The sequence below is a fragment of the Clostridium sp. UBA5712 genome, from assembly GCF_002419845.1.
In the GTDB taxonomy this organism is placed as follows: Bacteria; Bacillota; Clostridia; order Clostridiales; family Clostridiaceae; genus Clostridium_J; species Clostridium_J sulfidigenes.
This window is the reverse complement of the sequence record NZ_DIGW01000011.1, coordinates 1-13004: the sequence shown is the minus strand read 5'-3', so window position 1 is coordinate 13004 and position 13004 is coordinate 1. Positions and strand designations below refer to the sequence as shown.

At 28.8% G+C, this 13004-nt stretch carries 14 protein-coding genes and 1 other RNA gene; 13 read left to right on the top strand and 2 right to left on the bottom strand.

Annotated elements, in window-relative coordinates:
• The first annotated feature begins 516 nt into the window (after positions 1-516).
• From B3B03_RS06225 to B3B03_RS06190, 8 genes are all read left to right on the top strand, one after another.
• The gene (locus B3B03_RS06225) at positions 517-786 is read left to right on the top strand and encodes a CD3324 family protein (RefSeq protein ID WP_346876724.1); all 270 of its coding nucleotides are present in this window, start codon (positions 517-519) and stop codon (positions 784-786) included.
• Positions 787-963: 177 nt separating this feature from the next.
• Positions 964-1377 carry a RidA family protein gene (locus B3B03_RS06220; protein WP_346846883.1) on the top strand — a complete coding sequence of 138 codons (414 nt, stop codon included), beginning with the start codon at positions 964-966 and terminating at the stop codon, positions 1375-1377.
• Positions 1378-1757: 380 nt separating this feature from the next.
• Positions 1758-2210, top strand: a complete 453-nt coding sequence (locus B3B03_RS06215; protein WP_346876723.1) for a GNAT family N-acetyltransferase — start codon at positions 1758-1760, stop codon at positions 2208-2210.
• A 188-nt stretch (positions 2211-2398) separates the two neighbouring features.
• Positions 2399-2869, top strand: coding sequence for a GNAT family N-acetyltransferase (locus B3B03_RS06210; protein WP_346876722.1), 471 nt, complete (start codon positions 2399-2401; stop codon positions 2867-2869).
• 131 nt (positions 2870-3000) lie between these two features.
• On the top strand, positions 3001-3558 hold the full coding sequence (locus tag B3B03_RS06205) for a hypothetical protein (protein ID WP_346876721.1): 558 nt from the start codon (positions 3001-3003) through the stop codon (positions 3556-3558).
• 147 nt (positions 3559-3705) lie between these two features.
• Positions 3706-4362 (top strand): HAD family phosphatase, encoded by a 657-nt coding sequence (locus B3B03_RS06200; RefSeq protein WP_346846887.1) that lies wholly within the window; start codon positions 3706-3708, stop codon positions 4360-4362.
• Positions 4363-4531: 169 nt separating this feature from the next.
• Positions 4532-5392 carry a hypothetical protein gene (locus tag B3B03_RS06195; protein WP_346876720.1) on the top strand — a complete coding sequence of 287 codons (861 nt, stop codon included), beginning with the start codon at positions 4532-4534 and terminating at the stop codon, positions 5390-5392.
• A gap of 384 nt (positions 5393-5776) precedes the next feature.
• Positions 5777-5905: a hypothetical protein gene (locus tag B3B03_RS06190; RefSeq protein ID WP_346876719.1), complete on the top strand. Its 129-nt coding sequence runs from the start codon at positions 5777-5779 to the stop codon at positions 5903-5905.
• 266 nt (positions 5906-6171) lie between these two features.
• Here the strand turns inward: B3B03_RS06190 and B3B03_RS06185 are convergent, their stop codons facing one another.
• The gene (locus tag B3B03_RS06185) at positions 6172-6543 is read right to left on the bottom strand and encodes a pyridoxamine 5'-phosphate oxidase family protein (protein WP_346876718.1); all 372 of its coding nucleotides are present in this window, start codon (positions 6541-6543) and stop codon (positions 6172-6174) included.
• A gap of 206 nt (positions 6544-6749) precedes the next feature.
• On the opposite strand from B3B03_RS06185, the gene B3B03_RS06180 reads away from it, so the two are divergent.
• The 4 genes from B3B03_RS06180 to abc-f all read left to right on the top strand — a co-directional run bounded on the left by B3B03_RS06180 (position 6750) and on the right by abc-f (position 11224).
• Positions 6750-7253: an Rrf2 family transcriptional regulator gene (locus B3B03_RS06180; protein WP_346876717.1), complete on the top strand. Its 504-nt coding sequence runs from the start codon at positions 6750-6752 to the stop codon at positions 7251-7253.
• A 176-nt stretch (positions 7254-7429) separates the two neighbouring features.
• Entirely contained in the window at positions 7430-7999 is a 570-nt protein-coding gene (locus B3B03_RS06175) for an HD domain-containing protein (protein WP_346876716.1), read from the top strand.
• Between the two features lie 142 nt (positions 8000-8141).
• A complete protein-coding gene (locus tag B3B03_RS06170; protein ID WP_346876715.1) occupies positions 8142-8717 on the top strand; it encodes a GNAT family N-acetyltransferase in 576 nt (191 codons plus the stop codon).
• A 530-nt stretch (positions 8718-9247) separates the two neighbouring features.
• Positions 9248-11224: a ribosomal protection-like ABC-F family protein gene (gene abc-f, locus B3B03_RS06165; protein WP_346876714.1), complete on the top strand. Its 1977-nt coding sequence runs from the start codon at positions 9248-9250 to the stop codon at positions 11222-11224.
• 169 nt (positions 11225-11393) lie between these two features.
• Here abc-f and ssrS read toward each other — a convergent pair.
• A non-coding RNA gene (gene ssrS, locus B3B03_RS06160) (6S RNA) lies at positions 11394-11586 on the bottom strand.
• Positions 11587-11896: 310 nt separating this feature from the next.
• On the opposite strand from ssrS, the gene B3B03_RS06155 reads away from it, so the two are divergent.
• On the top strand, positions 11897-12910 hold the full coding sequence (locus B3B03_RS06155) for a type II CAAX endopeptidase family protein (RefSeq protein WP_346846894.1): 1014 nt from the start codon (positions 11897-11899) through the stop codon (positions 12908-12910).
• Positions 12911-13004 lie beyond the last annotated feature (94 nt).

Below are 13004 nucleotides of genomic sequence, written 5' to 3'. Positions count from 1 at the left end.
TCAATATTCTTAAATAGCGTAACAAATATTTAATTAAATAACGTATGTAAAATACCGTATTATTCAATATGAATATGCGGTATTTTTGTTTTGTAATTCAAATATATTATGCAATTTGTAGAAAATGCGAACTAGACAATAAATTATGTTCTTTGAGAATTGAATAATACAGTGTTAAGAAGTAAGATATTTGATTTTTGTTACAAAAATAACCATATAAGGCAGCGTAAATATGATATAATAATATAATTACCATTAATTAAGTTAAATTAGTAAAAAATTGCGTATCGTCTTAATAAATAATATAATTGACTTAATATAAATAGGGAGTGTGATATCATGAATATTAACCTCATGGATAGAAAAATGCTTAAAATACTCTGTGCAAAGTCTGTAAGTATGAGTTTGGGCGACAATTTGCACAGAGATAGATTTTAGTCGCTTTTCATAAATAAATTCATACATATACAGGCTTTGTTTCCTTAATTAAATAATAAATTTAAGGAAGTGAGCTTTATGAAATATGTAAGAATTGATAGAATATTACCAGATGATTTAGTTAAAGAAATTCAAAAGTATATTCAAGGTGAATATATATATGTGCCTTCCCCTCCTGAAAAGAGAAAAAGATGGGGTGAAAAATCTAAAAGCCGAGATTATATAAAAGCTAGAAATGCAAAGATATTAAACCAATATATAGGTGGGCAATCAATTAGCAATCTTGCTGAAGAATTCTTCCTTTCACATAGTAGTATTAAGAAAATTGTATATAAAAAAGATAACTAGTAAAAAGCTACCACTCTTGTAATGGGTGGTAGCTTTTGTATAAAAGATGATATAGAAACGATTATTATCTTTCATAAAAAATATAGAAGCTTTAAAATGATATTGAACATAAAATTCATTTTAAAAATGAATTTTTAATTATTCTCGTATATATTAGAACAAAAGGAGAGAGTCAAAATGAATAAAAAAATATCATTAATTCATTCTACAAATTTAGCTCCAGTAGATTATGCTTATGCTGGACGTATACCTTCAGGAATGGACTTATTATTTTTGGCGGGTGCATGTCCCATTAATAGAGATGGAGAAGTACCTAATTTGAGTGATTATGAGCTTCAGGCAAAACTTTGTGTAGAGAATTTGAAGGAAGCACTGAAGGACTGTGGGGCCACTTTGGAAGACGTTGTATATACCAGAGTTCTTGTAGCATCTCAAAATCAGTCAGATTTGGTAACTGCATGGGAAAAAATAATAAAAGAGTTTGGTGATCATGATGTTCCAAGCACCTTATTTGGAGTTACAGTATTAGGATATACAAATCAATTGGTAGAAATTGAAGCAGTAGCAGCAGTAGAAAATAATTCAAAATGATTGAAGTGATAGAGGTGAACTAATTTACACCATTCTTATTTAACGTAACAACTGAAAAGACGAGCGATTCATTAAAACACTGTATTATTCAAATTTGAATTTTACAGTGTTTTTTACGTCGCATTTGAAATAAATAATATGATAACCAAGAGACATACCAACCGTGCGTTCTTATATAATTGTTCTTTTACAATATATTAATATATGTTGTAAAATATATTACAATATAGGATATAAAATCAAATATAAGTATCTATTGTACAAAAATATGAACTTATTTTATAGTGATTGGAGTTAAAAATGGAAATTTTGATGATTGGAACATTAATAATCTTATAATACATAAGGCTAAAATTGATTAAAATAAAGGAGGAATATAGATGTTTGAGTTCAAAGATTTTGATTACTTAACTGATGGCGAGATTGATTTAAAAATTGTTGAAAAAACTCCAGCTAATGAGGAAAAAGGTTATGTACCTGCATATAAATATAGAATTACGCTACATGATTCAGATGATAGTATAGGTGCTATTGATATACGAATTGGGTATAATGAAAATTTATATTATGGTGGTCATATTGGTTATAGAGTTGAAGAAAACTATAGGGGAAATAATTATGCTTCAAAGGCTTGTAAAATTATCAAAGATGTAGCCATTGCACATGGAATGAATAGACTTATAATAACTTGCAATCCAGAGAACTACCCATCTCGAAAAACTTGCGAAAAAGCAGGACTTAAACTTAAAGAGATAGTAGATTTGCCACCATATAATGAACTGTATCTAGAGGGAGAACGACAAGAGTGCATATATGAATGGATTTTAAAATAGTTATTTATTATGCTTTTATACAGAAACGGTAATTATATTTGATTCTTAAGCATCTCTTTAATGAGGTGCTTTTTATATATGAACAAACACTTTATTGTAATTATGTTACAATAAGTTTGTAGTCTTAAAACTACAAATTAACCGTTTTAAGACAATATATAACAATTTGCAAAGGAGGAGGGGATATTTTGAATTATGTTTTTATTCCTATGAATAAAGAATATGCAAATGAGATTGCATATAATTGGAAATATAATGGAGTATATTCATTCTATGACATGATAGCTGACGAAGAAGATTTAAAAGAATTTCTAAATGAAGATAATTGGGAAGGACATTATTTCGCAGTTCTTAATGATGAATGTGAGTTAATTGCTTATTACTCATACTACTTTGAAGGTGGTATTCTGTGGATAGGGTTTGGTCTAAAGCCTGAATTAACTGGAAGAGGGATCGGGGCTGAATTTGTAGTTGCTGGTATTAACTTTGGGATAAAAGAATTTGAGTATAAGAAAGATTATATTATGTTGGCAGTTGCCTCATTTAATAAGCGAGCAATAAAAGTATATGAGAACATAGGCTTCCAGTTTGTAGAGAAATATATGCAAAAAACAAATGGTGGAGAGTTTGAGTTTATTAAGATGAAAAAAATAATATAAATAACGCGGAAGAAAAGATTTGAAGTTATATTGTAACCTATTGAGAACTAGTGACCTTTTAAATTCGTATATAATTTATATTTATTTATGGTATAAGTTTAAATATTAGATATATGAAAGGGGTCAAATCAATGAAAAAAATTATTATAGGAATTTTAGCTCTATGCATTATTGGAGCTATAGCCGTAGCTATATATGTATCACATACAAAGACAAATATTTCTATTTGTAAGGAGACTACTAACCCAATACAGAATGATAATAGTCAGTACACTGAAGAAGAAGTTAAACGGGTTAAATTGTATGTTGCAGTTATGAGTGCAGCCTTTCAAATAGAGAATGGAGGAAACGGCTTCATTGCTGTACAAAAAGACACATTAGACGGACTTATAGAAGAAAAGGCAAAGGAAGATGTACTTGAAGGACTTAAAAGTCTAACAGAAAATGTATATTGGTATGAAGATGTTAAAGATGATAAATCACTTTTTGAATTTGATGACAATGGCATGATGTCAAGAACTTTAAATGGAACAATGCTTTCAATTAAAGTAGAGCAATTTAAGAATAATAAAGCTGTGGTTGAATCTACTTCCTGGTTTGGCAACTTAGGAGCAGTTTTCCCAAAATATAAAGCGGTCTATAAAAATGGTCAATGGGAATTAGAAGTTATAAGTATGGCTATATCATAACAATATTAATGAATAATTTTAATAGATACTGAATTAAAGCATCTCTTAAAGGAGGTGCTTTTTAATATATAGTCATACATATTATTGTAATTATGTTATAATAAGTTTACAATTGTATAACTTATATTTTAGGATGGTGTATTTAGAGTGAAAAATTTGAAACTTGTTTGTTTTGACTTGGATGATACTCTCATTAGAGAAATTCATTCCGTTATGTTGCCATGCATTTTAAATGGGAAAGAAAAAGAGCACTCTCTCATTCAAGAACAGGAAGAAAAAGGACTGCTTGACTATATATCAGCAGATTACCTTAGATCAGAATTGCTTTTAGGTCTTGAAGAACGTAAAATCGCTCAATCTTTTTTAGAGATTGCAAAACCTTTAAAAAATATCAAGAGTGTAGTTGAAGCATTACATGAACAAAATATTAAATGTATTGTTATTACTGTCGGTCCAAAGCAAGTAGCCAAAGTTGTATGTGATATTTGGGGATTTGATTATTATTATGGTAGTGATTATGAAGTAGTTGAAGGAGTATTTACTGGAAAAATCCTTAATTATATTGGGGCGGAACAAAAAATTGAGTGTTTACAAGATTTTTGTAGTAACAATAGTATTAAACCCGAAGAATGCATTGCTGTAGGTGATGGTTCAACAGATATTCCAATTTTTCAATACTGTGGAGGCTCTATCGCAATAAACAGCTCACCGAAAGTTAAAGAGAGTGCGATGTATGTAGTTGATACAGACGATTTAACGGACATTCTTAAGAGAATAGAGCTGGCAGATAGCTTTTATCACTAACATAGTTCTAATATAACAAACTAAATATTGTAATTATGTTACAATAAGTTTGTATAACTATATTTATAAATGAAAATTGTAAATTAGTACGAACATTATTCAATTAAATAAGAGCGATATACATTGAATAAACCCTAATATATATTGAAAATTTTAAGGTGGTAAAAGAATGAGGATGTTTCAAACATGTTTTTTTATAATTGGAATCATATTCTGGTTAATAATAGGACTTATAATAGCACTAAATTCTAATTGGCTTTTAGGCATTAAAAAAAATGCAACGAAAGAAAAACATAGATATAATTATTTAGAAAGTTTTTCTAAAAGAAAAAGATGGGATATAAGTAAGGTTAGTCCATGGAAAGTTATTTGGTTTATAATCGTTATGGGCATAACAATTTACTTTCTTAAACCGAACTTTCTTGATATTCCTCAATTAATAACTGGAAAACTAAATTATGTCACTGGGGAAGTAGTAGAAATAAAACATTATAGCAAAGACCCAACAGACTATGTTTATCTGTCTACAGGAGAAGAGGTTGAATTTTTCTTTTCATCTGGTGTAAGTAAATATGATTTTTATAAAATAGGATATCTAACCCATACCCATAAAGCAATTTATTGTGAGAAAATCGTTTTGGGCAGTAATAATGAAAAGGCAGGAAAAGTTATAGGGTTTCCTTTTAAAGATATCTTGTTGTTCCTTGCTATACTAGGTGCAATATTCTTTTTAGCTTTTATTTCACAATTTATTAAATTGAAAGTATTCATACCAACAAATATAATTGCCATTCCGACATTTGCTTATTATTTTACGAAATATGGAATGCAAAATGGTATTTGGTTTTCGTTTAAAAATGAAGGCATATTTGGTTTAATTATAGGAATTATATTTTCATTAATGATATTTTTTATATATTTACTTGAAAAACGACAGTCCGATGATTTCTATAAAACTTATTTTTGTGCTCAATTATTTTCGATTTGTGAAATAGGATTACTTATATGTGTAGTGTTTAATTTGGACTAAAATAAACTAATACTAAAAGAATATTTTTAAACTATATATCAGATAACTATTTCACAGTATTGCTCGGTTTTCAAATGACAAGTTAAAATCTAATTACTTCATATTTTTCTTATATTGTCTATAAGTCAATTGATATATTAAAATAAAAAAAATTATACTTTTACTTAATTTAGAACACATCTAGGTATATACATAACTATTTACATAGGTAAAAATGTATATAGAGAACTATTTAACTATAAATATATAAACATAGTTAACTATAAAAATATTTAACTATTAAACTAGTTGTTGTCACCATGTTGGTTTCAGAGGTTTTCATATTTTGAAAGTGGGATTTAATATACCTAAAAATGAAAAATATAAAATGTTGGAGATTAATCTATGTTACATCTTGAAAAGGTTAAAATTGAAGATGCTCATAATATCATAGAGGTTAGAAGACTTGCTTATACAGATGAAGACATTAGATTCGGTGAAAGTAAAGGAGAATATTTGACAAACAGAGGGTAGCATTTATTATGAAAAGGGTGTAAAACACTAATTTCTATTTGATAAAAAATGCCAATAGTTAGCTATTGCTCATTTGACAGCCCAGGTAGTATTTAGTTTTGGTAAAGGTTCAATTTTAATTAGATAATATTTTGTATGAAGCATTTTTTTATTTTTGAATTAAGAAGTTAGAAAGAAGATGTAAAATTATATAAAAAATAAGGCCTAGAACTAATTCTAGGCCTTATTTTTCTTAGCATAGTTTCTCTGATTGAGTTTAATATTCTTTACAGTGTTTGTTTGCATGAGGTAACTGTAACTTCTAATGTTCTTGTAAGAAATGGGCATTTTTCTTTCATCTTCTTAAAGTTATCTCCATCTTTTAGGAATTTGGCGGTTCCTTCAAGTAAAAATCCAGTTCCCATATATTTGTATCCCATTACTTCTTTACTACCAAGAGTCAATTTAACTTTAGGGTTAGCATTAATATTTTCTTCTGTTTTAATCATAGCTGCTGCAGGAATTAAGATTTTATTTTCTTCTACAACAATTAAATAACTGTTCCATGTATTAGCGACATGAGCTGTATTATTTGCACAAGTAACAATAGAAACTACTCCTTCATGATTTAGTACCTCAAAAAATTTATCTGTAAACATTTCACATTCCTTCTTTCTTATAGATTATGGATAAGAATTATCGTGGACAACAGTTATCCTTAATAAGAATATAATTTTTTTTCCCTTTTGTCAATGGAGATATTTTGTAAGAGAGTACATATTTAATGGAACATGATTATCTTGAAGAAGAATAAATAATAGGATATTATTAATAAAAGACTATATATATCAAAGGAGTATGAAAAATGAAATTTTCAGTAGGAGTAGAATATGCAATACATTGTTTATTATATATGGTAAATTTAGAAGAAGGTAAATCTGTGGGAATAAAGGATTTGGCGACATTTCAAGGTATCTCAGAAACTTACTTATCAAAAGTATATGCAAAATTAAGTAAGTCAGGAATTGTAAAATCTATACCAGGTGTAAAAGGTGGTTATGCGCTAGCTCGTAGTGCAGAAGAAATAACATTTTGGGATGTTGTTGAAGCAGTAGAAGGAACTGAATCATTTTTTCAATGTGCAGAAATTAGACAAAAAAATATATTATTAGATAAAGAGAATTTGCCAGATACACATACCAAATGTCCTTGTTTAATAAAAGTTGTAATGTTAGAAGCAGAAGATGAAATGAAAAAATATTTAAATAATAAGACATTGGCATGGCTATATGATGAGGTATATAATAAAAAGCTTCCTAAAGAGGTGGAAAAAGTAACAATTGAATGGTTTAGTAATAGAAGGAAATAAAATAAGGTGAACTACACCTTAATAAGGTTCCATATTTTAGATCTTTTTCATTATATTTTAGGAAATCTATAATTTAAATTAACTTCATTTATTTACTTTTAGCCAAATAGGCGTGGTCTTATTTATATGTATTTGTTATAATATTCCACAAATAAAAATTCTAGGGGGACCTTCGTATGAATACAGCAACATTTCTAGAAATATTAACAGTAGCAGAAAAACTAAAATGCAATACTAGGCACTCATGGACATCGAGCGGACGCCATGAAAGTGTAGCAGAACATAGCTGGCGTACTGCATTAATGGCATTATTAATGCGTGATGAATTTCCAGAAATTGATATGAACAAGGTAATTCGTATGTGTTTGATTCATGATTTAGGTGAAGCCTTTACTGGTGATATTCCTACATTTGAGAAGAAAGAAGAAGATAATGAAAAAGAGGATGAGATGTTTTTCAAATGGATCGCAACCTTCCATACTCCTTATCGTGAAGAATTCACAGAACTTTTAAAGGAAATGAATGAACTTGAGACTGATGAAGCAAAGCTTTATAAAGCTTTAGACAATTTAGAAGCAGTCATTCAGCATAACGAGGCGGATATTAGTACTTGGATTCCGCTAGAATATGACTTGCAACTTACTTATGGTGCGGATAAGGTGGAATTCTCTCCTTATTTAAGAGAGCTGAAGAAAGAAATTGACCAAAGAACGAAAGAAAAAATAGCTCATAAGAATGAAGCTTAGTTTTTTAGAATAAATAACAGTGACTTATAGGGTGAATTTTTATTCACCCTATAAAATTATCATTGAACTTTTTATATATTGAGTTATAATTAGGTAAAGTTGTAATTTACCTAAAAATATAATTTTAAAAGGAGTAGTTGTTGTGAGAAAGCTTTTGTTAATAGGTGAAAGAATTTATTTGGAAACGCTTACAACCAAAGTTAATGCAAAGACCCTTCAAGAAAACATAAATGATTTTGAACAGACAAAATATATGCATGAAGTTCCATACCCATATACTTTAGAAGATGCTGAAAGCTATATAAAGTACTTAAATTCTATAAAAGATGATTCTTGCATAGAACTGGGTATTTTCAATAGAAATACAGATGACTTTATAGGAGTTGTTTCCTTAAGTAATATTAATTATCAATATGAAAATGGAGAAATTGGATATTGGATAAGAAAAAAATTTTGGAATAAGGGTTATACCAAAGAAGCAGCACAAATGCTTATTAGGTATGCATTTCAGGAACTAAAGTTAGCTAGGATATATGCAACTTTACAAAAGGAGAATACAGGCTCTTTAGCTTTATTAACCAGTTTAGGATTTCAAGTAGAAGGATTAATGAGAAAAAGTGTTAAAAATAAGGGGAAACTAGTTGATAGATATATGTGTTCACTACTTAGAGAAGAATATGATGATACCCATGAAAATGCACAGAAAATCATAGTATAGGTCTTAAATTGGTGGATTAAAATAGCTATGTTGATACAGTTTTTAAATGTATTTACATAATATATTAAAAATGGTATAATAAAAAAAACGCCAAGAGGAGGAAGTAAGTTATGAAACCAGCTATTTGCTAATATTAATTTTAATTTAATAATTAATATATTTTATAATGAGTTTTAATTTACCTAATTATATTTAGGTTTTATTGTTGTGCTCTTTATGGAATAAGGCATTTAGAAGGTAACTTACTTTATTGAAATTGATACTATAATTTATAATATTTCAAAAAGCTTTAACTATTGGAGAAAAAGCTTTGAAGAGTATATAATGGGATATATAGCATAATAATATGTTTTTAACCTATATCTTATTTAAGTAAATTATAATAGTATTAGAGTATTTCTGACTGTAAGAAGAAACCATCTTCTTACAGTTTTTTATTTTTAAATAATAAAAAGTTATAATAATTAAGGTGTTTTTGTGCCTATCCATGAAATGCATAATTAGAATTATTGATGGAAGAAGGAATTTTTATGTTCGAATTAACATTAAATGGTGTAAAAAAATATATGGATGCAACTCTTGTTCTTAAAAATATATCCTTTCAGATTTTTTCAGGAGAAAAAGTTGGTATAGTAGGGGTTAATGGAAGTGGAAAGAGTACTGTTCTTAAGTTAATAGCAGGAGTGTTACCAATGAATTATTGTATTGGGTATCCGGGAGCTACAAGTCCAGGATATGATGAAGGTTTCATTTGTAAGCCTAGAGAAGCTACTTGTGCATACCTTGAGCAAATTCCTAAGTATGAAGATGGCATAAAGGTTATTGATGTTCTAAAATTAGCCTTTGAAGAAGTTTATAGCATAGAGAATAAAATGCGTGAATTAGAAGATAGAATGAAGTTTTTAGAAGATAATAATTTAGAAAAAGCTCTGAAGCAGTATAGCCAATTAGTTGAATTATATGAAGTTAAAGATGGATACAATACAGAAGAAAAATTAAGTAGGATTTGTACTGGGTTAAAATTAGATGAAAGCTTTTTAAATAAAGAATTTAATTTATTAAGTGGTGGCGAAAAAACTACGGTTGTCCTTGGCAAACTGCTCATAGATAACCCAGATATATTACTACTAGATGAGCCTACAAATCATCTGGATATGGAGTCAACTGAATGGCTTGAAGCTTATCTTAAAAGCTACAATGGTATTGTAATTATTGTAGCTCATGATAGATACTTTTTAGATAATGTGGTAACAAAGATTATAGAAATAGAGGATATGGAAAGTAAGACTTATAAAGGAAATTATTCTGATTTTTCAAAGCAAAAAGAAGAGAATATCCTTGAACAATTTCACCAATATAAGGAGCAGCAAAAGGAGATTAAGAATCTACAGAACGCTATAAAGGAGTTAAGGGATTGGGCAGCTAGGGTAGATAATAATAAATTCTTTAAACGAGCTGCTAGTCTACAAAAAAAGCTTGATAAAATGAAAAGTAGTGATACTGAAAGTGATAAATTTTATCGAACCAGGGGTCAATATGTAAGAACTGAAAAACCAAAGTTTGAAAGAAAGAATATGAAGCTTAACTTTAAAGATGGTGAACGATCTGGTAATGAGACAATTAAGGCTAAAGGGCTTTCTAAATCTTTTGATGATAAGGTTATTTTAAGAGATGTAGATTTATTGATTCATTTCGGTGAAAGAGCAGCATTAATAGGCCCAAACGGTAGTGGTAAAACTACTTTCTTGAAAATGCTTTTAGATGAAGAAAAGCCAGATTCTGGTGTAGTGGAATTAGGTGCTAATGTAATGGCTGCATATTTACCACAGAAAATCACCTTTAAAAATGAGGAGTTTACTGTACTAGAGTGCTTTAGAGAAGATATTTCAATACTTGAAGGTCAAGCACGTGAATATCTATCAAAATTCATGTTTTATGGGAATAGTGTATTTAAAAAAGTAAAGCATTTATCTGGGGGCGAGAGAATAAGACTAAAACTTGGTAAGTTATTATATGAAGATGTAAATTTATTGATATTGGATGAGCCTACTAATCATCTTGATATTGACTCCATAGAAAACTTTGAAGAAGCTCTAGAAGACTTTAAAGGAACTATATTTTTCATATCCCACGATAGATATTTTATTAATAAAATAAGTGAAAGAGTAATTGCCATTGAAGATAATGGTTTTAAAAGCTATCCTGGAAATTATGATTATTATAAAAATGTAAAAGAACAGCTTAAGCTACAGGAGATCAAAGAGCCAGTGATAAAACAGGAAAAAGTTAAGAAACCTAAAAAGGTTGATGAGGATAAACAGAAGGAAGTGGAAAAGGCTAAGGTTGAAAGAATCATTGAAGTCCTTGAAAATGAAATAAAGGATATTGATGTTGCCATGACTGATGAAAAGTTGGATTATGAAAATCTTAATAAGTTATACTGCAAAAAAGAAGAGTTAAGTAGTAAGCGTGATGAAGCTATGGAATTGTGGGTAAGTTTAAATTAATACCTATGGGTAACTGTAATTAGATTAGTGGAAAGTTGTAGAAATCGTTTCTAGGGACGTAACTTCTCTTTACTACCATTTTGAAGAAGATGGGAGTATTAGAGCTGATATTCATCGGATAAAACAAAAAGCCAATGCTTAAGACTATAAGCTTGGCTTAAATTTTAATATAAAATCCAAAATACCGGTACTCTAATTTTGAAGCCTATCTCACGATAGGTGGGTGTCCTCACAGATGTCTCAATCGCCCTCAATGCCGTGAAAAGGACTCACAAGAAGGTACATTTCCTCATTTAAATATTGAACTCCCTAAAATTAAATGTAGGTTCAAAATAAGAGCTTAACGCATATTCCAGAAATTTAACTTTTTATTTATTAGTCATTTCCTTGGTGTGAGATTATAATATCATATTTTAGTTTAATGTACAATATATTTTTTTATGGTAAATTAATCCTTTGATGTTTTACTTTAATTTAACGTAAATACCATGATTTGTATATATTTAGTAATTTTGATATAATGAAATTGTTGAATATTTATGTTTTTTATTTATTATATTTTAAGGTAGCACCTTAGTTATATGAGGTAAAAACTTAGTTATATAATGAAATTACATAAATATTCATATAACTTGTCTTAGTATAACAGTAATAAATATAAGGAGAGTATTTATGGACAATTTGGATAAGCAACACAGTGGCAAAGGTACTGTTATTATATTCTTTATAGTATGTTTTGGAATGACAGCATTAATGGGATTTTTAATGGCTTTTGCATATTCTAAAGGGGCTGTAGGTGCATTTCCCCTCGTACAAATGTATTACCCATCCATGGGAGTTATGTTTGCATTCTTATGTAACAAGGAAATAAGAACAAGGGCACCTAAAAAGTTTTTTGGAGTATTTTTGATTTTCTCAATGGTATCAGTAATTATACTTTCTATACAGACCTTTACTGGATATGGTGAGCCAGAGATTGTAGCTGGAATATTAGTCACAGCAGGAAGTTTTCTGGGACTTATTATGCTAGGTATTGAAGATAGCAAAACCAGGGAAGAGTTTGGACTTAGCATAAAAAAGAATGGTAAGAAATCATTATTCTATATTCTTATTTTTGTTGTACTTTACTTATTAGCAAATTTAATATCCTGTGCTATAAGTGGATCCCTTGATGATTTTTTTACATACCTTAAGTATCCGACTATTTTTAAATTACTTCTGCTTTTACCATTAAATTTTTTATTTACTTATTTTCTTTTCTTTGGAGAGGAATACGGATGGAGGTATTTCTTACAACCAGTACTTCAGGACAAGTTTGGTAAAAGATGGGGTGTACTTTTACTTGGAGTAATTTGGGGACTTTGGCATTTCCCAATAAATTTATTTTATTATAGTCCAGAGACCTCTTTTTATAGCATAGTTACTCAGCTTATAGTTTGTATATGTTACTCTGTTTTCTTTGGCTATGTATATCTTAAGACGGAAAATATTTGGGCTGTGTCCATGATACATTATTTAAACAATAATCTTGGTTTTCTACTCTTTGGTGCAGATGGTTCAAATACTGTTATTAGGTGGCAAGATGTTCTTTTGTCCTTTGTGATTTTTAGTATTATTTATTTGCCATTTTTAGCTACAAAAGAATATAGAAAGAAAACTCATATTTCAGAAGAAATAAATGAATAGGAATATATAAAGATACCCACCAAAACTACATAGGTGTATATCTTTATATTTATCTTTAATGTACACTAATAGTTAATCGAGTAGGAGGAAAATA

Excerpts from the sequence above, each read along its gene's own strand:
- B3B03_RS06225 (WP_346876724.1), top strand. The coding sequence starts at position 517 with ATGAAATATGTAAGAATTGATAGAATATTACCAGATGATTTAGTTAAA.
- B3B03_RS06220 (WP_346846883.1), top strand. The coding sequence starts at position 964 with ATGAATAAAAAAATATCATTAATTCATTCTACAAATTTAGCTCCAGTA.
- B3B03_RS06215 (WP_346876723.1), top strand. The coding sequence starts at position 1,758 with ATGTTTGAGTTCAAAGATTTTGATTACTTAACTGATGGCGAGATTGAT.
- B3B03_RS06205 (WP_346876721.1), top strand. The coding sequence starts at position 3,001 with ATGAAAAAAATTATTATAGGAATTTTAGCTCTATGCATTATTGGAGCT.
- B3B03_RS06195 (WP_346876720.1), top strand. The coding sequence starts at position 4,532 with ATGAGGATGTTTCAAACATGTTTTTTTATAATTGGAATCATATTCTGG.
- B3B03_RS06190 (WP_346876719.1), top strand. The coding sequence starts at position 5,777 with ATGTTACATCTTGAAAAGGTTAAAATTGAAGATGCTCATAATATCATA.
- B3B03_RS06185 (WP_346876718.1), bottom strand. The coding sequence starts at position 6,543 with ATGTTTACAGATAAATTTTTTGAGGTACTAAATCATGAAGGAGTAGTT.
- B3B03_RS06180 (WP_346876717.1), top strand. The coding sequence starts at position 6,750 with ATGAAATTTTCAGTAGGAGTAGAATATGCAATACATTGTTTATTATAT.
- B3B03_RS06175 (WP_346876716.1), top strand. The coding sequence starts at position 7,430 with ATGAATACAGCAACATTTCTAGAAATATTAACAGTAGCAGAAAAACTA.
- abc-f (WP_346876714.1), top strand. The coding sequence starts at position 9,248 with ATGTTCGAATTAACATTAAATGGTGTAAAAAAATATATGGATGCAACT.
- B3B03_RS06155 (WP_346846894.1), top strand. The coding sequence starts at position 11,897 with ATGGACAATTTGGATAAGCAACACAGTGGCAAAGGTACTGTTATTATA.